General features: G+C 31.6%; 24 protein-coding genes. 10 read left to right on the plus strand and 14 right to left on the minus strand.

All coding sequences use genetic code 11. The features are described from left to right. Positions 1 to 210: 210 nt before the first annotated feature. Positions 211 to 2,076, plus strand: coding sequence for an alpha-amylase family protein (locus E0H99_RS13415; protein ID WP_131996472.1), 1,866 nt, complete (start codon positions 211 to 213; stop codon positions 2,074 to 2,076). 83 nt (positions 2,077 to 2,159) lie between these two features. Here E0H99_RS13415 and E0H99_RS13420 read toward each other — a convergent pair whose 3' ends face one another. The 7 genes from E0H99_RS13420 to rsfS form a co-directional block, all read right to left on the minus strand. After that, positions 2,160 to 2,933 (minus strand): superoxide dismutase, encoded by a 774-nt coding sequence (locus E0H99_RS13420; RefSeq protein ID WP_131996475.1) that lies wholly within the window; start codon positions 2,931 to 2,933, stop codon positions 2,160 to 2,162. A gap of 92 nt (positions 2,934 to 3,025) precedes the next feature. Further along, positions 3,026 to 3,295, minus strand: a complete 270-nt coding sequence (locus tag E0H99_RS13425; RefSeq protein WP_131996478.1) for an acyl-CoA-binding protein — start codon at positions 3,293 to 3,295, stop codon at positions 3,026 to 3,028. A gap of 2 nt (positions 3,296 to 3,297) precedes the next feature. Continuing rightward, positions 3,298 to 3,948, minus strand: coding sequence for a phosphatidylserine decarboxylase family protein (locus E0H99_RS13430; RefSeq protein WP_131996481.1), 651 nt, complete (start codon positions 3,946 to 3,948; stop codon positions 3,298 to 3,300). After that, positions 3,938 to 4,828, minus strand: a complete 891-nt coding sequence (locus tag E0H99_RS13435; RefSeq protein WP_131996484.1) for a phosphatidate cytidylyltransferase — start codon at positions 4,826 to 4,828, stop codon at positions 3,938 to 3,940. Before E0H99_RS13435 ends, E0H99_RS13430 begins: the two co-directional genes overlap by 11 nt. 1 nt (position 4,829) lies before the next feature. After that, a complete protein-coding gene (locus E0H99_RS13440) occupies positions 4,830 to 5,432 on the minus strand; it encodes an LUD domain-containing protein (RefSeq protein ID WP_131996487.1) in 603 nt (200 codons plus the stop codon). 116 nt (positions 5,433 to 5,548) lie between these two features. Next, the gene (gene ftsH, locus E0H99_RS13445; protein ID WP_131996490.1) at positions 5,549 to 7,477 is read right to left on the minus strand and encodes an ATP-dependent zinc metalloprotease FtsH; all 1,929 of its coding nucleotides are present in this window, start codon (positions 7,475 to 7,477) and stop codon (positions 5,549 to 5,551) included. Between the two features lie 19 nt (positions 7,478 to 7,496). Further along, positions 7,497 to 7,868, minus strand: a complete 372-nt coding sequence (gene rsfS / locus E0H99_RS13450) for a ribosome silencing factor (protein ID WP_039109645.1) — start codon at positions 7,866 to 7,868, stop codon at positions 7,497 to 7,499. Between the two features lie 96 nt (positions 7,869 to 7,964). Here rsfS and E0H99_RS13455 point away from each other — a divergent pair, with 96 nt between their 5' ends. Further along, entirely contained in the window at positions 7,965 to 8,693 is a 729-nt protein-coding gene (locus E0H99_RS13455; RefSeq protein ID WP_131996493.1) for a biotin--[acetyl-CoA-carboxylase] ligase, read from the plus strand. A gap of 939 nt (positions 8,694 to 9,632) precedes the next feature. On the opposite strand, the gene E0H99_RS13460 is transcribed toward E0H99_RS13455, so the two are convergent. Continuing rightward, on the minus strand, positions 9,633 to 9,947 hold the full coding sequence (locus E0H99_RS13460) for a hypothetical protein (RefSeq protein ID WP_131996496.1): 315 nt from the start codon (positions 9,945 to 9,947) through the stop codon (positions 9,633 to 9,635). Between the two features lie 189 nt (positions 9,948 to 10,136). On the opposite strand from E0H99_RS13460, the gene E0H99_RS17260 reads away from it, so the two are divergent. Next, on the plus strand, positions 10,137 to 10,280 hold the full coding sequence (locus E0H99_RS17260) for a hypothetical protein (protein ID WP_165930302.1): 144 nt from the start codon (positions 10,137 to 10,139) through the stop codon (positions 10,278 to 10,280). A 994-nt stretch (positions 10,281 to 11,274) separates the two neighbouring features. On the opposite strand, the gene E0H99_RS13465 is transcribed toward E0H99_RS17260, so the two are convergent. Both E0H99_RS13465 and E0H99_RS13470 read right to left on the minus strand, forming a co-directional pair. Beyond that, positions 11,275 to 12,057, minus strand: a complete 783-nt coding sequence (locus tag E0H99_RS13465; protein WP_131996499.1) for a hypothetical protein — start codon at positions 12,055 to 12,057, stop codon at positions 11,275 to 11,277. A gap of 198 nt (positions 12,058 to 12,255) precedes the next feature. Continuing rightward, on the minus strand, positions 12,256 to 12,822 hold the full coding sequence (locus tag E0H99_RS13470; protein WP_131996502.1) for a hypothetical protein: 567 nt from the start codon (positions 12,820 to 12,822) through the stop codon (positions 12,256 to 12,258). 93 nt (positions 12,823 to 12,915) lie between these two features. Here E0H99_RS13470 and E0H99_RS13475 point away from each other — a divergent pair, with 93 nt between their 5' ends. Next, a complete protein-coding gene (locus E0H99_RS13475; RefSeq protein ID WP_131996505.1) occupies positions 12,916 to 13,149 on the plus strand; it encodes a helix-turn-helix domain-containing protein in 234 nt (77 codons plus the stop codon). A gap of 15 nt (positions 13,150 to 13,164) precedes the next feature. Here the strand turns inward: E0H99_RS13475 and E0H99_RS13480 are convergent, their stop codons facing one another. Beyond that, complete coding sequence (locus E0H99_RS13480; RefSeq protein WP_240723484.1) at positions 13,165 to 14,400, minus strand: IS1595 family transposase; 1,236 nt, start codon at positions 14,398 to 14,400, stop codon at positions 13,165 to 13,167. Positions 14,401 to 14,943: 543 nt separating this feature from the next. Here E0H99_RS13480 and E0H99_RS13485 point away from each other — a divergent pair. From E0H99_RS13485 to E0H99_RS13500, 4 genes are all read left to right on the plus strand, one after another. Beyond that, on the plus strand, positions 14,944 to 15,291 hold the full coding sequence (locus E0H99_RS13485; protein WP_131996508.1) for a hypothetical protein: 348 nt from the start codon (positions 14,944 to 14,946) through the stop codon (positions 15,289 to 15,291). 176 nt (positions 15,292 to 15,467) lie between these two features. Continuing rightward, on the plus strand, positions 15,468 to 16,163 hold the full coding sequence (locus tag E0H99_RS13490; RefSeq protein WP_240723485.1) for an ABC transporter permease subunit: 696 nt from the start codon (positions 15,468 to 15,470) through the stop codon (positions 16,161 to 16,163). Then, positions 16,163 to 16,456, plus strand: coding sequence for a hypothetical protein (locus E0H99_RS13495; protein ID WP_131996514.1), 294 nt, complete (start codon positions 16,163 to 16,165; stop codon positions 16,454 to 16,456). Before E0H99_RS13490 ends, E0H99_RS13495 begins: the two co-directional genes overlap by 1 nt. A gap of 9 nt (positions 16,457 to 16,465) precedes the next feature. After that, complete coding sequence (locus E0H99_RS13500; protein WP_131996517.1) at positions 16,466 to 16,837, plus strand: group III truncated hemoglobin; 372 nt, start codon at positions 16,466 to 16,468, stop codon at positions 16,835 to 16,837. Positions 16,838 to 16,912: 75 nt separating this feature from the next. Here E0H99_RS13500 and E0H99_RS13505 read toward each other — a convergent pair whose 3' ends face one another. The 3 genes from E0H99_RS13505 to E0H99_RS13515 all read right to left on the minus strand — a co-directional run bounded on the left by E0H99_RS13505 (position 16,913) and on the right by E0H99_RS13515 (position 19,361). Then, positions 16,913 to 17,467: a fasciclin domain-containing protein gene (locus E0H99_RS13505; RefSeq protein WP_131996520.1), complete on the minus strand. Its 555-nt coding sequence runs from the start codon at positions 17,465 to 17,467 to the stop codon at positions 16,913 to 16,915. A gap of 67 nt (positions 17,468 to 17,534) precedes the next feature. Then, positions 17,535 to 18,767 carry a hypothetical protein gene (locus tag E0H99_RS13510; RefSeq protein ID WP_131996523.1) on the minus strand — a complete coding sequence of 411 codons (1,233 nt, stop codon included), beginning with the start codon at positions 18,765 to 18,767 and terminating at the stop codon, positions 17,535 to 17,537. Beyond that, positions 18,768 to 19,361 carry a Crp/Fnr family transcriptional regulator gene (locus E0H99_RS13515; protein WP_131996526.1) on the minus strand — a complete coding sequence of 198 codons (594 nt, stop codon included), beginning with the start codon at positions 19,359 to 19,361 and terminating at the stop codon, positions 18,768 to 18,770. A 147-nt stretch (positions 19,362 to 19,508) separates the two neighbouring features. Here E0H99_RS13515 and E0H99_RS13520 point away from each other — a divergent pair, with 147 nt between their 5' ends. Further along, on the plus strand, positions 19,509 to 19,883 hold the full coding sequence (locus E0H99_RS13520; RefSeq protein WP_235832067.1) for a hypothetical protein: 375 nt from the start codon (positions 19,509 to 19,511) through the stop codon (positions 19,881 to 19,883). A 125-nt stretch (positions 19,884 to 20,008) separates the two neighbouring features. Beyond that, positions 20,009 to 20,860 (plus strand): hypothetical protein, encoded by an 852-nt coding sequence (locus E0H99_RS13525; RefSeq protein ID WP_131996529.1) that lies wholly within the window; start codon positions 20,009 to 20,011, stop codon positions 20,858 to 20,860. Positions 20,861 to 20,897 lie beyond the last annotated feature (37 nt).

Here is a 20,897-nt window from a genome sequence, read left to right on the forward strand (position 1 = left end):
TTAGCCAAAAGGTGTCCAAAAAAACAGCAGATATAATTTTAAAGTTATCAACAAATAATAGAACTCCTTCGTTGTAGTGTCTGTTTTTAAAAGCAGAATTATTTAATTCCAAACGATATAGACTTCTTTTATTTAAAAAATATTAAATTTAAAAATTGATACTCATTTTGATATAAAAAGGATTGAAATCAGCATAAATAATTTTATACGATGAAAAAAATAAATATTGTTGCAGGGATAAGCATGGTGCTTTTAGTAACAGCTTGTAAAACGAAAGAGTTTAAAATGAATGTAGAACAGAAAGAGTCAGTCTCAAATAAAAAAGAAGTGGTGTATCAGGTTTTTACCCGATTATTCGGAAATAAAAATACCACTAATAAACCTTGGGGAACAATTGAAGAAAATGGAGTAGGGAAGTTCAACGATTTTACGGATATCGCATTACAGGAAATAAAGGATTTGGGAGTTACTTATATTTGGTACACCGGAGTTCCACATCATGCTTTGATACGCGATTATTCGGCTATTGGGATTTCAAATGATGACCCGGAAGTGGTAAAAGGACGGGCAGGTTCTCCGTATGCCGTGAAAGATTATTACAATGTAAATCCAGATTTAGCTGTAAATCCAGCGAATCGTTTGCAGGAATTTGAAGCTTTAATTGCGCGAACACACAAAGCGGGATTAAAGGTTATAATCGATATTGTTCCCAATCATATTGCCCGTAAATATGAAGGAAAGAATAATCCGGTAGGTGTTAGAGATTTTGGAGTTGATGATGACACAACTGTTGAATACAAAAGAGACAATAATTTCTATTATATTCCAAATACGCATTTTGAAGTACCTAATACGGATAAGCCATTAAATGGAGAAAAAAATCCGTTAATAGATGGTGAATTTGAAGAAAATCCAGCAAAATGGACCGGTAATGGTTCTCGTATGGCAAAACCAGATCGTAATGATTGGTATGAAACCATCAAAGTAAATTACGGTATTCGTCCGGATGGCTCCAAAGATTTTCCAGAACTTCCTGCTGGTTTTGACACCAAATCCTATCAAGAACATTATGCTTTTTGGAAAGGAAAAGACGTTCCGGATTCTTGGAATAAATTTAAAGACATTGCTTTGTATTGGACGGCTAAAGGAGTTGACGGTTTTAGATTTGATATGGCCGAAATGGTGCCGTATGAATTTTGGAGCTATATGAATTCAGCAATTAAAACAAAAAATCCGAATGCTTTTTTATTAGCCGAAGTCTATAATCCTAAAGAATATAGAAATTACATTCATTTGGGTAAAATGGATTATTTGTATGATAAAGTAGAAACCTATGATAAATTAAAAGATATTATTCAGGGAAAATCATTGCCTGATGGATTATCAGACATACAAAACGGAATGGCAGATATTGAACATCACATGCTACATTTTCTGGATAATCATGATGAACAACGTTTGGCAAGTCCGGAATTTGCGGGAACGCCAGAAAAAGGAAAGCCTCTGATGGTAGTTTCTACTACAGTAAGCACTTCGCCTACGATGGTTTATTTTGGTCAAGAAGTAGGAGAGGCAGGGAATGAAAATGCAGGATTTGGAACCCATTCCAGAACGTCAATCTTCGATTATATTGGAGTTCCTAATCATCAACGCTGGATGAACGGAGGGAAATTTGATGGGGGGCAATTAACTAAAGATGAAAATGAGTTGCGTGATTTTTACAAAAGAGTATTGAATTTCTCATTGAATAGTTCGGGGCTAATGGGGAAATATCAAGAAATTCAAACGATAAATCGTCAAACAACTCAAGGGTACGATTCTGGAATTTATGCATTCACGCGTTGGTCAGATACTCAAAAACTAATAATTGTCACTAATTTTTCTTGGCTTACCAGCAGTAATTTCGAATTAAAAATTCCTTCTGATATCATTCAAAAATGGAATTTGAAAGATGGGAATTATACAGTAACGGATCAATTATACAAGAAAAGTTCGGTTCAATTGAAGGTATTGAAAGGTGAAGGTAAAGCACAAATTACAATCGCTCCATCAGAATCGTTTATTTATCAATTGTAAATAGAGTTTTTGTAATAACAAAACGGTAAAAAAAAATGCTGATATAAATTTATATCAGCATTTTTTATAATTAAAAGGTAAAGCTATTTTACTAAAACAGCTTCGTAATTTTCTTCTACTTTTTTCCAGTTGATTACATTGAAAAATGCGTCGATATAATTTTTTCTTCGGTATTGGTAATCCAGATAATAAGCATGTTCCCATACATCTAAAGCTAATATTGGTGTTCCGGGAATAAGTGCATTTCGCATCAAAGGATTATCCTGATTTGAAGTGCTGGTTACCTGAAGTTTTCCAGTTCTGTCAACCACAAGCCATGCCCAACCGGAACCAAATTGTTTTGTAGCTTCCTCTTTGAATAAAGTAGTAAAGTTTTCAAATGAGCCAAAATCTTTGGTAATTCCTTCAGCTAAAGCATTTGTTGGTTCGCCTCCTGCTTTTGGAGCCATACATTTCCAATATAAAGAATGATTATAAAATCCACCAGCATTGTTACGAAGAGCAGCATCGTTAGGGTCTAATTTTGACAATACTTCTTCGATTGTCAAATTCTCTAAAGGCGTTCCTAATACAGCTTTATTCAAATTGTTAGTATAGGTAAGATAATGCTTAGAATAATGCATTTCTAAAGTAGTAGCAGATATATTTGGAGCCAACGCATTATAAGCGTAAGGTAATTTTTCTAGCTGAAAAGAACCTTCTTCTGCTTTTACATCATCGGGAGATCCCATGACGGCAACAGTTTGTTCAGTTGTAGGTAAAGGGACTTCGACAACCTCAGTTAATTTCTTATTATTGCAAGAAAGTAAAGTTATAAACAAAAATAAAACAGAAATTAAAAGATTCAGATTTTTCATATGAAGATAATATTTGTTTTTTAGCGGAATATGGTATCGCCATTCTTTATTCCTGTTTGTGATTTGGAATCATGGCGATCTCATAATTTGTATTATTTTTTGATCAGTAAATGAATCATTTCTATGTATTCTTCTTTGGCTTGTTCTGGAGTAAGATGGCTAATTTGCATCCAGGCATTGGTTTTAAAAGCATCTCTCAAATGGTATGAAGAAGTTTGTTTTAAATCTAAAGTTCCAAAAGTAGCTTGTTTATAGAAAGCATAAAGACGCAATTGTACATCTTGAGGTAAAGATGCCTGTGTCATTTCAGAGGCTATTTCTACCGCTTCTAAAAACTGAGTATCTAAATCTTTTTTAATCATGCTTATTTTGTAGCAATAATAGTTTTTCCTCCGATTGCTTTTTGATTCAATACAACATTTACTTGTGTTCCCAATGGTAAAAAGATATCTACTCTTGAACCAAATTTTATAAAACCGGCATCCGTTCCTTGAACTACCTGCATTCCCTGTTCGGCATAATTTACAATTCTTTTTGCCAATGCACCTGCAATTTGACGGTATAAAATTTCACCAAAGGTTTTATTTTCAACCACTATGGTTGTTCTTTCGTTTTCTTCGCTCGCTTTTGGATGCCAAGCCACCAAGAATTTACCCGGGTGGTATTTGCTGAATTTTACCAATCCACTAATTGGATAACGAGTGACATGCACATTTATTGGCGACATAAATATAGAAATCTGCAAACGTTTGTCTTTAAAATACTCTCCTTCGTAAACCTCTTCGATGACAACCACTTTTCCATCTACAGGAGCAATGATGTGATTTTCGTTTAGAATAACGGTGCGTTTTGGATTTCTGAAAAATTGCAAAATGATTATCAAAAACAACAAAGTTGCTAATTGGATAGTCATTTTAATCCAGCTCGTGTCAATAAAATTGTCTGTCAATAAAAGGACAACAGCCGTGAAAATTGTAGCTAATAAAATAGATTGGGTTCCTTCTTTATGAAACATAGTTTAAAATTTGGTAAAATAAAAATATAATTGGTGCTACAAATATAACACTATCTAATCGATCTAGTATACCCCCATGGCCAGGCATTATGTTTCCGCTGTCTTTTACGCCTGCAATACGCTTGAATTTAGATTCGATTAAGTCTCCGATAGTACCAGCTATTCCAACAATAACAGCAATAGAAGTCCAAATCAGAATGGATCTGTCGCTAAATTCAGGATTGGCTTTTATGTAGTATTTTGATATTAAATAACCCGCCAAAACTGCAAAAATGATTCCGCCTATGAACCCTTCAATTGTTTTTTTAGGGGATATTTTTTCAAATAATTTGGTTCGCCCCATAGATTTACCTACAATGTAAGCAAAAGTATCATTGGTCCAGATCAAGATAAATAATCCAATTATAATTTTTGGATTATAATCACTTATTCCGAATGAAATTTTTGTGATAAATACAAATGGGAGTATAATATATCCTAATAAATAGAGGTATTTTGATGAAGTACTTATTTTTTGAATGTTATCATAAAATAAAAAAAGGATACACTTTATGGATACGACTAATGCTATAACCAATAAAACGACATCTAATTTTTGAATATTTACTGCTATTTCTAAATCAGTATTGAATATTTGATTGATAGTATCTGTGGTAATTTGATTGTAATGGCTTACCAAAGTTACTATCGAGTATAAGGCTGTTCCAAAAAGAATTGGAAATACTTTATGTATTTGGATTAAATTGCAAAATTCATAAACTGTAATAATAAGAAAGATGCCAAAAAGAATAAAAAAGCTTTCAGTGGAATATAAAATAGAAGCGAGTAGTAATATAATATAAATAGCTCCTGATATAGCCCGTTTTAGAGTTTCATTCATATTAAAGATCTTCTAAAAGCAATAAATATAGATTTTTTGCTGAACTTCCGTATTGTGTAAAATCTTCTTCTTTAGCTTTCTCGAAATATTTGATTGTAGTAATGTTGGTAGGATAATCTCTTTCGTATTTCTTTTTTATCGCGCTAAGTCCATCGCTTTTTGCAGCAAGTATTTGGCTTGTATTCGCTATAATGATAATATTGGTAGGTAACTCGTTAGGTTTGTTTTGTTTAATTTGTTTTGACGAGAAAAGGATAGAACCTTCATCAGCAATTAAATTTTCACAACTCGCAATAAGAAACTTAGGGTTTACAGGCTTGTCGTAGGTAAGTTTATTATCATCAAGCATTCCAAAAAGGTTTGGTTCATAACATAAAACTTCGCTTTCAAACCAATCATTTTCTTCCAATATATTTTCAAATTGTTCTTTTACTTCTTCCGAATTTTCGCAATACAAAAATTTACCACCATTTTTTTTAAAATTGTAGATGAATTTTTCATCTATAGAGGTTGCATTATCAGTATGGGATTTACTAAATTCACTTTCTTGATCTTCCTCAGAAGCCGGATTGCTTGAACCAAAAATTTTTCTAAAAAGACTCATATTTTTGTAAAATACTATAATTTGTTATTTGAAAACGTCCAAAGATAAAAAAATCTTAATTCAAAAGTAGTTTTTGAATTAAGATTTTAAAAATAATTAAATAATTTATGTGTTTTCTAAGATACGACCTCCTCAAGATTTTTATCAAATGTTCTTTTTCCAAAAATAGCTTCTAAATCATCTTTAAAAATGACTTCTTTCTCGATTAAGATATTTGCCAGTTGATTCAGTTTGTCTTTATTTTCTTCTAATATTTGAATCGCTCTTTGGTATTGACTTTCAATTAGTAATGAGATTTCTTCGTCAATAATTCTAGCCGTTTCTTCTGAATATGGTTTAGAAAAATTGTATTCACTTTGTCCAGTTGAATCGTAATAGGTTACGTTTCCAATTTTTTCATTCAAACCATAAACAGTTACCATAGCGCGGGCTTGTTTGGTCACTTTTTCTAAGTCGCTTAATGCACCAGTCGAAATTCTGTCGAAAGTTACTTTTTCAGCAGCTCTTCCACCCATTGTAGCACACATTTCGTCCAGCATTTGATCCGGGCGAACAATTAAACGTTCTTCTGGCAAATACCAAGCGGCGCCTAAACTTTGTCCTCTAGGAACAATGGTTACTTTAATTAATGGAGCTGCATGTTCCAGCATCCAACTTACAGTTGCGTGTCCTGCTTCATGAATAGCAATCGCTTTCTTTTCATCAGGAGTTACAATTTTATTTTTCTTTTCAAGACCACCTACAATTCTGTCAACAGCATCAAGGAAATCTTGTTTGTCAACCGCAGTTTTGTTATTTCTAGCGGCAATCAAAGCAGCTTCATTACACACATTTGCAATATCAGCACCAGAAAAACCTGGAGTTTGTTTGGCTAAAAAGTCAGTATCCAATCCTTCTACTTTTTTTAAAGGCGCTAAATGTACTTTGAAAATTTCAGCACGTTCACGAATGTCTGGTAAGTCTACAAATATTTGTCGGTCAAAACGACCTGCACGCATTAATGCTTTGTCCAATACATCAGCTCTGTTTGTCGCAGCCAAAACAATTACATTAGAATTAGTACCAAAACCGTCCATTTCTGTCAATAATTGGTTTAATGTATTCTCACGTTCGTCATTTCCACCGGACATATTGCTTTTTCCTCTAGCTCTACCTACTGCGTCAATTTCGTCAATAAATATAATGGCTGGAGATTTTTCTTTGGCTTGTTTGAATAAATCACGCACACGTGATGCACCCACACCTACAAACATTTCAACAAAATCAGAACCGGATAAAGAGAAGAATGGTACTTGCGCTTCACCAGCTACAGCTTTTGCCAATAAGGTTTTTCCAGTTCCCGGAGGTCCAACCAGTAAAGCTCCTTTTGGTATTTTTCCACCCAGATTAGTGTATTTTTCAGGATTTTTCAGGAATTCAACAATTTCTTGTATCTCTTCTTTTGCCCCTTCTAAACCGGCTACATCTTTAAAAGTAGTTTTGATATCTGTTTTTTCGTCAAAAAGTTTGGCTTTAGATTTTCCAATATTAAAAATCTGTCCGCCACCGCCGCCAGCGCCACCACCGGACATTTTTCTCATGATAAATATCCAAACAGCAATGATAATAATGATTGGCAATAAACTGATTAAAATATCCGACCAATTATTTTTTGGTAAGAAATTAAAATCTTTCAATTTGCCTTCAGCAACTGCCTTTTCCAGTTTGTTTTGGAAAATCTGGTCGTTACCAATATCAAAAGTATAATGAGGCCCTTTGTTGGGTCTGTCAAAAACGTCTTTAGAAACTTTTTTGTGTGCTGCAACTTTCAATGCTGTTGCATTTAGAAAAACTTCAGCTTCTGTTTTATTGTAAACTATAACTTTTTCGATCTGGCCTTTTTCTAAATAATCGTTAAATTTAGAAGAAGTTAATTGACCAGGCTCGTTTAAACTAGAACCGCCAGTTATAAAACTTATAAACAAGAAAATTAATAATATTGCAGTATAAATTAACCAAGGGCTTATTTTAAACTTATTCGAATTTGGATTATTATCTTTAGCCATTACTAGGAGTTATGTTTCTTTAGTATTTGTTTTCAATGGTAGTTATTTTTGCATCGCCCCATAAACTTTCGATGTTGTAGTATTCACGGATGTGTTTTTGAAATACATGAACCACAATATTTACATAATCCATTAGTACCCATTCGGCATTATCGGTTCCTTCAACATGCCAAGGCTTGTCTTTTAATTCTTTAGAAACTGTTTTTTGAATGGAGTTGACTATAGCGTTAACTTGTGTATTTGAGTTACCATTGCAGATGATGAAATAGTCGCATACCGCGGTATCTATTTCTCTTAAATCAAGAATATCAATATCATTTCCTTTTACCTCTTCTATCCCCTTAATGATGTTCGCCAATAGAACGTCATTATTTATAGTCTTTTTCGCCATGAATTATTTTTATATATAAGTTTGTAAAGTTACCATTTTTTGTGATTATTTTTGAACCTTAACATAATATTAAATTCTGTTTCACAAAAAACGTATATGAAACTAATCAAACTCGATGCCATAGATTCTACAAACGAATTCCTTAAAGGGTTATCGAATAAACAAGAGCTCGAAAACTTTACTGTTGTAACTGCTGAGAACCAAACAGAGGGGAAAGGCCAAATGGGGGCATTTTGGGCCTCTGAGACGAGTAAAAACTTAATAATGAGTCTTTTGGTCAAGGATTTTTTGGTGGATATTTGTCAGATTTTCAATCTGAATATTGCAGTTTCACTTGCTGTAATTGAAGTTTTAGAATCATTTAGGATTCCTGACCTTAGCATAAAATGGCCTAACGACATAATGTCATACAACAAAAAAATAGGTGGCATTTTGATCGAAAACAGCATCAAAAGTGACGGAACTATTGTTTCTATTGTCGGTTTAGGACTAAATGTGAATCAAACCAATTTTGAAAATTTACCAAAAGCCTCTTCTTTAGCGGTTATTTGTGAGGCGAAATTTGATAAAGACGAACTGCTTTTTTCCATTTGTGATGCAATCGAAGAAAATGTGAAGTTGTGCAAACACAATTCTGCCGTTTTATGGCCTGATTATACCAATAAACTATTTAAAAAAGGGATTCCAATGCCGTTTTCAAGCCCAAACCATCAGAATTTCATGGGGATTATTCAAGGGGTTTCTGCTGTTGGGAAACTTGAAATTCTTCTGGAAGATGACAGCACTGCTGAATTTGATATTAAAGAAATTCAAATGTTGTATTAACTGCTAATTGTTACACTTTTGTAGGAATGTCCAATGTTGGATAAACGGGGAATTCAAATACACAAGAGAGGATTGATTTAATCAAAACTTATATAGAATGGTTTGGGAAGGAAAATATAGATTGTCTCTTGGCTGATAGGGAGTTTGTCGGGAATAAAAAGTAGTGGTTTTAATATAGAAGATGCCCATGTTGCCGATTTAGAAAGATTAGAAAAATTATTTTCTCTGACAATGATTGTTTTTGTATGGTGTTATAAAATTGGTGACTATTTGGATGAAAATATCCAAAAAATAGTAATAAAAAAACATTGCAGAAGAGCAGTGAGTATGTTAAAATATGGATTAGATTACTTGTCAAATTTTTTTTTAACAGGATTTAAGTCTCTAGAAAATAATCTATTTTGCTTTTTGTCATGTACTTAAATAAATGGGACACGTTTTATTTTGATTCTGCTGATTTATTTGCTTGGTTTGGATGATTAGGTATATTTGGAAATAATCATTCTAATTTACCACTTGCAACCAAAGCAGGAATAATATTGTTTTTTAGGTATTTAGGAGCTTTGCCACCAAGCAAAAAACGCTGTGAAACATAAGTTTTACAGCGTTTTAGCTTTTTTAGTATTTTTACTGGCGGAGAAAGAGGCTCTGATGCCTTTATAATAATCCCAGTAAATAAGGGGTATTCGATATACTATTTAAGAGCAGGGTCACCGATAGGGTCACTAGACTTTCAAAGTCTTTTTTTAACTATGTAAATGTAAAGAATAAGTATTTAATTCAATAACTATCGATGCAGAAATTAACAGCCGAGTGTTTATGTAGTTTTTAAATTTCGAGGTACAAATAGGGTACTCAACTGGACAAAATAAAACAAATTATGCAATAAAAATAGATAATGATATACTCAGTATACCACGAAGTTTTTAGTTAAAATCATTAGTTTCTTAACAAGAATTCAAATTTTCTTTTTAAGTCTTCTTGAGGGATAGATTCCATGTATTTCACAAAATCATTTATTTCAAACAATGATGTTTTTGTTTGAATCAATTCACTCGCAAAACTAATCTCAATTTGCTTATCGACATACTCGACATCAATTAAAAACATTGCAGCTTCAAAACCTATGTGATATATTACACGATATAGCTTTTCTGAATTAGTAAGTGTTTTTATTACAAATAACCCTTTCTTTGAATATCCGTTAATATGATTATCAACAGCATTTTTAAGATGATTGTATATAGTACTCATGAATTTCCTTTTAAAATAAGGAATAAATGTACCTAAAAATTTGAAGAAATATAGTTTTACTTTAAGCATATCATATCTTTTTGATATAATAATATAACAACATCTATAATACTATTTTTGAATCTCTTCCAGTATAACCGTGATATTTGTTTAATTATATATAAACTATAATCTTTAAACAAATATACCATGAAAACTCTTTCAAAACACATTCAAGAAAGTTTTAACGAAAGCAAAGAAGAGCAACAAACAGTTGTAGAAAATCTAAATGACAATCAAGAAGAAGTTGTTAATGAAGACACGTCTGCTGAAAAAGAAGAACAGTCTGAATAAGGTTGTTTAGATAGTAATAGAGACTGTTTAGTATTTACTTATTGTTACATAATTTTGATGAACTATTATAGAACTATTAGAGAACTATTAGAGAACTATTAGAGAACTATTGAGCGTTTTAACAGTAAAAAAGACATATAATTCATCCAAATTTGGACAAATAATGTGTGTTTTTAGCGATGTAGCCGCTATAATTGTGTTAATTAATTGTGTATTTGGTCGATTAAATAAGTGCAATGTATTGAATTACAATTGATTAACATTATTTATAATTATTCTAAATTATGCTTGAACCCTGATGCCTATTGTGTCACACCTTATTATTATTTATTTTTGTACGCATGCAGATGTCATATTTTATGACATAAACAAGTTAGCTGTAATTGATTAAAACAAAAAAGCCCTACCCGATTAAGTAGAACTTTTTGATATTCAATAACAGCATCTTTGAAAAGACCCGTAAACCCATTTGTAAAACAAATTAATAACTTTTAGATTTTTACTAAAAATCTAAAGCATCCTTTTTGTTTATAATATTTTATTCCGTTAACCGTTTTGGTTTTGGAAAAAACATATTTATAACCTATTGGAGCATCACTATATCTCATATTGAGGTATTTATAGTTATACATTGGAGTGATAAGTTGACGCTTATCAAACTTACATAGTCTTATTTCAAAGAACATTTAACATTCAGACTTTTACTAATCGCTGTAAAAACTGATTCCAGAGCATCAAAGGCTAGTGTTTCTCTACATCTATAGCCTTTTTTCCTATTTCTAGAAAAATCATTAATTAACACAAAAGTAATAGAAGTTAATACTGTAGCCAAATATTTTAATGCATTTAATAAGAGTATTTTATAACGATTTGGTTATGAGTATTTTAATTTTTTAACATTACTAATATTTTTAATAGAGGTATAGTACAAACACAAAAGAAGCCGTATCAAATTTGATACGGCTTCTTTTGTGTTAATATTTAGTTAAATTTTTTACATCCCTAAAACACCTTTTGATGCTCCTAAATTATCTGAAAAAATTTCATCAATTTTTGATAGATTATTCAAAGGCATAAATGAATAATCACCTGCATATTTTTCAGCAAGTTTAACCATTTGATTATTAATTTTTTGAGCCTGTGCTGTTGCAGCTTTCCAAGCATTTATATTTGCTGTTGACATTTTATTTCTTTGAATTCTATACAATCTAATATATTTATCCAATGTTTTAGAATGAGGAATCGTTTGCTTAGTTAGAGCATCTAATTTCATTTGATGATTATCTAATGTTGTAATATATGATGGATTCTTTTTAAGTTCGTTATAAGTCCAATTATTTAGCTTGATTTCACAGGCTTTGGATTTGATATAAAAGTTTTCATCATATGAATCGTTTGGATTTTTGTATTCCTTGTAACCTAACTTGTTTACAATTTTTACAATTTCTTGTGTTTTACTAAATATATTAATCTTTACCATATCCTGTTCCTCTAAGACATATAGTGTACCTGTAATATCATTTTTCCATCCGTAAAAAGTCTTATCTGACGACAAATCGAAATAATACTTATTAGACTTGTCTACTAGCTCATTAACGACATAATCGTAACTAGTAGCAGTTCTAGTAGCATATCGATAGTCTATCAATGTTGTTGAATATGTCCCTATTGCTGTTGCTGCATCTACAACTGTATTAGCAAGAATCAACATTGGACGTTTAGTAGATGCTATAGTATCACGCTGTACTACCCATAATCTCAGATTATTATCTTTCATGTACTGATATGTTTTTTCTGAGATTGATAATGTTTTTCTGTCTTGACTGAATGTCTTTGTAGTAAATAACAATGAACAAATACAAATAATAATGAAAGTTGAGTTCGTATAAAACTTTTGATAATATTTTTCCATAGTGTGATAATGAATTAGGGTTTGCAAAAATGTTTTGATTATGATGCAGATTATTGTTTTACATTACTTAATTAATTCTAGTTTATAGCATATAAATAAAACAATTCCTAAAATTGCCATTCCAGCATATTTATAATATTTTTGAAATAGTTTTTTGTTGTTTAAACGTTTTATTTCTTTTTCGAAATACTCTGATTCAAAAGTTGAACCTAAAGAATCCAATTTAATTTTGCATTGATTTAGCTTATTTAAGCAAGCATCTGAAAAACTATTTAGATGTATATCGTCTTCTTTATCTGACCAACCAATACTTTTTATTTCGGTGATTAAATAATTTCCAAAATCAAATATTTCATCTTTATCATTCGAAAATGTTTTAGTCAGAATAAATTCTTTTTTCTCGTTTAAAGACCCTTTTTGTTGAATTTCATTTCTTTTAGTTTCAATTTCTAATTTTTTAAACTCTGTCTTAATTAAATCTTGTGAACCTTGCTTGTCAATTTTTGCATTTTCTCGGGCAATAATAACTTTATGAGGAGTTGCCCATTTGTCGCCAAATATCTTGTTACTTACATATTTGCCAGTATTTTTACCAATTTCTCTTTTGAACCAATTTGTACCTATTCCCATATTATTTTAGTTGATAAATTTTTAAATGTTGCCATATATGGCATTACAAGAAGCTAATATAAACAATTCCTTGGCTTGTCAAATATGTCAAGTATGGAAAAGTCAGATTTATTGGAATTATTGGGAAAAAGAATTAAAAAACTGCGAATAGAAAGAGGAATGTCACAAGTGGATTTAGTAGCAAGAATGCAAGGAAATATTGATACAACAAATATTTCAAGAATTGAATCTGGTAGAACGAATCCAACAATTTATAGTCTTTATAGATTAAGTGAAGCATTAGAAATTACAATGAGTGAATTAGTAAAATTTGATGTTAAAGAATAAAATTGCTTTGTATACCTAAGCAATCAATTCCTTATAACTTAATCTCTCATCAGAATTAATCAATGTAAGATTGAATTGTTCACCTGTACTTAAAGTACGGATATTGTAACGATAAGCAAACTCATCGCAGTAACGATGTAAATGTTTATCGCTTGTATAATGATAAATTCCTATGATTCCTCTTTTTAAAAGACTCCAAAAACCTTCGATTCCATTTGTATGAAATGATCCATTTTTGAAAACTCCTAAATTATGTTTGATAATCTTATGACTATACTCATATTCTAATCCACGATATCCAGCCCATCCATCACTTACGATTATAGAGCCTTGTTTGACTTTTGATCTGATTATGGTCTTTAAAGTCTTTCCTCTAGTATTTTTGACTACTTGAGTATAAACCAATCCATTATTCAACATTCCAAATACAGGAGTTTTGCTCTTAAGACTTCGACCTTGAGTGTTATCAATCTTTTTCCCTTTGCTACGATTTTTATTTTTCCCACCAACATAAGTTTCATCAACTTGGGTAATACCATCAAATTCAAAATCTACTCTGTTATGGATTGAATTACGAAGTCTACTTAACATGAACCAAGCAGTCTTTTGTGTTACTCCAATTGTTCTTTTCAATTGATGACTACTAACACCCTTCTTATCAGTAGTAAATAAATGAACAGCCATAAACCACTTTTGTAAAGAGATTGTAGATTTTTCAAAAATCGTTCCGACTGTTACACTAAAAGGCAATCTACAATCTTTGCATTTGTATCGACCTTTGTCTTCTCCTCTTGTCTTAATTCGATAATGATTTTCACGTTGACTTCCGCAATGTGGACATATTGGTTCTCCGTTCCAACGTAGTTGTTCTAAATGTTCACGACATGCTTTTTCTGAGTTTAACGTACCCATCATATCAAATACTGATTTAAAGACTTGTGCAGTATTAAGTTCAATATCAGGATGTTTTGCCATCTTTGTTTTATTAAAATTAATACTTTTTGGTGTAACTGGTAATGTTTTTCTTACTTTATTTTTACAAGTTGTTAACAGTTTTATCGGGTCTGGAAATCTAACAAATTTAGGTTGAGGAGGTTCTATGTCACACTGAATAAGGAGCGTTTTTAGAATGTCGTCTACAGTTTCATTAAATTCATTCGGCTCATATTCAGGAGTTACTTGCTCGTAGTCAAATTGCGAGAAATTGTATGCATCATAGCAGGAAGTAAAGTCGTATTTAATAGAAGTCATAATTTTTTGAGTTAGAATTATGACGAATACAACAATGTTTAAAAATAAAATGAATCTGATTTGAAAAGTTCGACCTATAACGTTGTTAATCAATGATATTGTTTAATTAATACATAGTTTATAAAAGAAGAAATCCGTCTGGCTGGACGGATTTCTTTCAGTACTTACTTAACCAAATAAATTAGGAGTGCCAATAAATTGATAATATTAAGAATGCGTCGAACATGCTTTTTACTCAATTTGAAGTTGACTTTTAATTTAAGTTCGAAAAATGGTTTGGCTGATTTTGTGCCCATGATAAAAATGTTTTATGGTTAAGCACTATATATCATGGGACACATTTTCTAACTTATTTACGTTTACAATTTTTTTAATATGTGTGACATATTGAAAAACAAAAAATCAGGCCTCTGTGAAGGCCTGATTTTCCTAGTAAAATAAATTTGTTAATTTTTTGTATTACAATCTGATGATTTTTATTTGCATCTCTATTTCATATGGATTTTCAATATATTTGTTAATCATTGAAAAATTGATATAATAATGAAACAAGAAAATGACTATTTAGATGACAATGTACCTGAGCATCTTAAAGAAATAATGCAAACGAGTGGAATCGATCGAGAGATTCTTGAAGTTAGAAATTTAAATGCAGTAACTGAACTATGTGTTAAGACGACAAAAAATCTCAAATTCCAAAATTTAACAAATCTGTTGTATGCTGTAGCAGGTTCACTAATAACATTTGCAATAACGACATATTATTCAAAGTCTGATGACTTGAATATCACAAATGAACAATTTAAACAGTATAAAGACAGTATTAGAATAGATATTAATAAATTGCATAGTAAACTTGATACGCTAGTAACTCGTTCAAATTCGAAGTAACTATCAGAAAGCATTAATAGTTATGATGTTTTTAAAAAGTATTAACGATGCAAAAAGGTAATCTACTGGAAAATCCACCTATATAAGTGGATTTAAATTTGGTATACTGTGTATATCATTATCTTATATTTTTAGACATTTTAAAAAACAAAATTGTACTGGCTTATACTATCATTTTGGCCATACTTTCCTGGAGTTCCTTTGGGCTAGAAGACAATTCTGCCAAAGGATTGCTTACCATTTTGAATATAATTTTATTTACCGTTCCATTAGTTTCCATACTTTTTGCGACAATCTATTTATACAATAGTTCCGAGTTTATAGAGCTTTTGTTGAGCCAGCCAATCAAACGAAAAAAGATATGGTTGAGTTTGTTTCTTGGATTGTCTTTGTCAATGGTTTTGGCATTTTTTATAGGTGCCGGAATACCGCTATTGGTTTATGCGCCTGATACCGTTGGGATAATGATGCTGATTGTAGGATGTTTGATTTCATTGGTTTTTGTGGCTTTGGCCTTCTTGAGTTCTATTCTTACAAGAGATAAATCAAAAGGAATTGGAATTGCCATAATGAGCTGGTTGTATTTTGCTTTGCTTTTTGATGGAATTGTATTGTTTTTATTGTTCCAATTTTCGGATTATCCCATAGAAAAAGCAATGGTTGCCGTTACGGCGTTAAGTCCAATTGATTTAGCCCGAATTCAAATTCTATTGCAGCTAGACGCATCAGCGATGATGGGATATACAGGAGCTATTTTCAAGGATTTTTTCGGTACTTCATTGGGATTGTTAATTTCATTTCTGCTATTGTGTTTATGGTTAGTTGTCCCGTTTTTCATTTCACTAATAAAATTTAAAAACAAAGATTTATAATGTTTAAAGAAATTTTCCAGAAGTTAGAAAATGCAGTAAATCCGGTAGCACAAGTAGTACAGAATACCTCTTGCTGTAAAGTGATGGTTATCGCTTTCAAAAAAGGGATGATACTCAAAGAGCATAAGACTGATGTTTCCGCCAAATTATTGGTGGTAAAAGGAAGCGTGATCTATAAAGAGCAAAGTCAACAAGAAGAACTCTTTTTATACGATGAAAAAAATATTCCGGTAGCAGTTCTTCATTCAGTTGAAGCCATCGAAGACAGTTTGTGTTTATTGTTTAAAGGATAAAATCTCCAAATGAAAACAGATATAAAGAACAGAGCCGACATTGAGAAACTAATAAATGCCTTTTATGATAGAATAAAAACAGATTCCAAAATTGGTTATTTTTTTAATGATGTAGCCAAAGTAAATTGGGAAAAACATTTGCCTAAAATGTATGATTTCTGGGAAAATATTATATTTTCTACAGGTGATTTTATCGGAAATCCTATGGCTAAACACAAGGAATTACATCAAAAAAGTACAATGACCGAAGCTCATTTTCAGAATTGGAATGCCTTGTTTAATGAAACGGTTGATGAATTATTTATCGGAGAAAAAGCAGAAGAAATTAAACAAAGAGCGGCGAATATTGCAATGGCCATGATGTATAAAACATTAGGTTAAAAAAGAGCTCACACAAAAAAAAAGCGCAAACTAAATTAGTTTACGCTTTTTCAATTTAGTAATACGAATTAATAATTATTTTGGAAGTATTACATCATTTATTACATGAATAATCCCATTTGATGTTGGGATTGTAACGACAATTTCGGAGCCATTCACAAAGACTTTGTCCCCTTTTTTAGTGATTTTTATTTTACCGCCATTCACTTGTTCAAACACTTGGCCATCCTGCATGTATTCTGTTTTTAAGGCGCCAACATAAGTATGGTATTCTAGTATGTTTTTCAAATCATCTTTTTTCTCTGGTTTTAACAATCCTTCAACTGTACCAGCCGGGAGTTTGTCAAAGGCAGCATTTGTTGGTGCAAAAACGGTAAATGGACCTGCATTGCTTAAAACATCGACTAATCCGGCTGCTTTTACTGCCATTACAAGAGTAGTGTGATCTTTGCTTCCGGAAGCAGTTTGAACGATGTTTGGACTCGACGATTCGTCTTTTACTGCAGATTGTCCAACACTTTCGGTTGAAGTGTTTTCTGTAGTTTTTTCAGAGGGAGCTTCGCTATTTTGTTTACAGCTAAAAGCGGCAAAGAAACTAACGACTAATAATAATTGGACAGATTTTTTCATAATTAAGATTACTTAGGTTTTGTTTGGCAAAGTACTTAATTACTGGTTTTTTATTGTATGAGTGCAATCATAAAGGAGGATTATTTTTAACTTTTTTTATGGAAAAATAAGCTGTAAACCCTATTCCGAAAAGCAAAATTATTGCTACAGCAAAAAGAAGTTCATTTACATAAGGTATAATAGTGTAACTAAACGATGCAACTCCTTGAACGGCTAATACAATTTCATTTAATAAAACTCCAAAAGTAAACAGGAGCAATCCAATTTTTATTCTTTTGTTAATAAAAATTAAATGACTAGCATAGATGTAGAAAAGTAAAAACAGGGTGATTACTGCCAGTAAAACCAGGTGAAGATAAGCAATTACAATTGGCCGAAAGCCGAAAGCCAAATCGCTCAAGACAGGAATGGTTGATCCCAATTGAAGTACTAATTTGATACTTAAAGCAAGACATACAAATAATAAAATGTAACGCAATAATAGCGAGAAGTTTTTCAAAAATTCTTTTCTGGATTGTATTAAAATGAAAAGAAATTTAAACCAAGTAAAAACCTGAACTATTGCCGCAATTACAGTAATTACATAAAGCCAGACGGGTAAATCCAGCCACAACGTCGATAAAAAATAAGCAGGAATACAGGAAAGTGCAAACAGTTTGAATGCCGTTTCATAAAAGGAATTCTCGGTCTTTTTTAGGTTTAAAAATCCAAAAAGCAACCCCATACAGGCAAAGAAAAACCAGCCGTTGTATTGAAAATGAAGAAAATAATAGATAGAAGACAAATAGTAATCTTGAACAATGTTCTTACTCGCCATCATATAAGCCAAGTAAAATGTGCCGAATGAGGAGATAATATTGAATACAATAGCCGCTTTAAACCAGTTTATGGATAATAAATCGCGATCAATTTTTCTTAAATCTTTAATGTAATAATAGCCAAAAATATAAGAAATTATAATTGAAGCTGTAGAGGCTGTTATAGAAAAAAGCCCGTAGCCTTCAATAATAAAAGAGATTAGCATTACATATGAAATAATCAAGTTGGCAATAATTATTTTCCGGTATTTGTTTACTTGAAAATCAGCTGTTTTGTTTTGAAGATAATAGACCATTAAAGTCATCAGAGTATGGCTTATCCAACCAGAAAAAGCAAAATGCGAATGGGAATGTTGAAGATGTTTTTGGTCTAAATAAGGAAATTCAAAACCAATTTTATAGCGCATCAAAACACCAAGTGTGGCAACAATACATAGATTCAACAAAGATAGTTTCAGCCAAAAATTCACATTTAATTTCATTTAATAATATATTTTATGATTGACGATTTCTAGTTTCTCACAAGTATTCATCTTGCATAAAACACGAATGACTGTTTCTACTCTCAAACCTGTAAAATTTGCGATTTCCTGGCGCGTGTAAGGAATTAATACTTTTTCGTTACAGCATTCCGATTTTTTCTTGTGGGTATTTAAAAAAGCCGCAATTCTAAACTCGGGTTTTTGATTTATAATCTCTTTTGAAGAGTTTGATTTAGAATGAATTTTGTTGGCCAGTAAAATCATAAAAGATTTTTGAATGGACGGATATTCGTCAAGAATTTTTAAGAATTTGTCCTTAGATAACTTTATAATAGTACTGTCCAGGATGGCAATCGCTTTTGATGGATAGGGCTGGTCAATAAACAATGGTGGTTCTCCAAAACTCTCTCCTATACAAAAAAGACCTTGCGTAAACTCTTTCCCTTCGTCATTAGAATTAAACATTCTCACACTTCCGTCAATAACTTGGTAATAAAAATGCGCCACTTCATCTTCATCAAAAATGACTTCATTTTTTTTGTATTTTTTGGCTACAGCGCCCCAAGTGAAAAGTAAATCTAAATCGATCTGCATAAAAAATAACTGATTTTGAATTAGTACCGTTTTTTGCGAACGACATGCCAAATACAAATAATTAAATACAAAGTAATTACTATAAAGATGATGAAAATATGATATAAGTCATATAAACTCTGGTAGATGTGGTTCTATCTTTGCTTTGTGAAAAAAGCAATACTCATAATAGCGTTACTCATACTTCTAAAACCAATATTTCCGGTTATAGAATATGCTGTTAGATATGATTATATTTCAAAAGAACTTTGCGTTAATAAAGACAAACCAAAATTGCAATGCAACGGAAAATGTCATTTAATGAAAGAACTGACAAAAACTTCCGAAAACGACAGCCCAATTTCTTCCAATAAGAAAATGGCCTCGCAAGAAGTTGAAGTTTTATTTTTTCAAGAAATTAATTCGTTTAAAGTTTTGCCTGCTTATTTTCAGAATACTAAAAAAGCAAATAGCAACTATTCTAATTTATATTCTCACAGGATTAGTTGCTCTGTTTTTCATCCACCCACAGTTATTTCTTAAATTTTTACATGAAAGTGTGCGTTTTCATTTGATTTTTTCAAATGGAGGAGACCTTATGGTTTCAAATGTTTGAAAGATAAAATCTTCTCAAGCAGATTCCCTATAAACTTTAATAAAAACACAAAATGAAATTTCCATTAAAAAATACAATAGCTGTAATAGCTATGGCTTTAGCTTTTTCTTCCTGTTCAAATGATGAAAATCCAACAATTGTAACAAATGAATTAGAAGGATTAAATAAAATACAAGAAATCACAAATGATACCCACATTGTAGAACTTTATTCTCCTACAGGAACTTTGCAGCAGGGACATAACGCAATTTCTTTGAGAATCAAAAACAAAACAACTAACGAGTACGAAAAAAATGTGGCAATCGCATGGGCGCCATTAATGCAAATGACAACAATGTCGCATGCTTGCCCGTTTTCGGCAGTTACAAAAACTACAGGAAAAGAAACTTTACGCAATGGCTATATTGTTTTTCAAATGGCCGAAAACACCATGGAACATTGGACTCTAACCATAAATTATACTATTAATGGTGCTGCATATACCGCAAATAACCAAATTAGTGTTCCAGCTTCTACCAAAAAGAGAGTGACTACTTTTACAGGAACGGATGGGACAAAATATCTTTTGGCATTAATTGAACCAACAAATCCAAAAGTAGCTACAAACGAGATGACTGTTGGTGTTTTTAAAATGCAATCTATGATGGTGTTCTCGGTTGTGGATGATTTTAAAGTTAAAATTGACCCGAGAATGCCGAGCATGGGAAATCATGGGTCTCCTAATAATGTTGATTTAGCACAGTCTGTTTCCGATAAATTGTACCATGGGAAATTATCGTTAACCATGACCGGTTATTGGAAAATTAACTTACAGCTTTTGAATACCGCTAACGAAGTTTTAAAAGGCGAAGCAATTACAGACGCAGTTCCTACAAGCAGTATTTACTTTGAAGTAGAATTCTAGAAATATTTATTTTCTTAAATCGAAAAGGTCAAGAATT

The sequence above is a fragment of the Flavobacterium sp. GT3P67 genome, assembly GCF_004349155.1.
Lineage (GTDB): Bacteria > Bacteroidota > Bacteroidia > Flavobacteriales > Flavobacteriaceae > Flavobacterium > Flavobacterium ranwuense.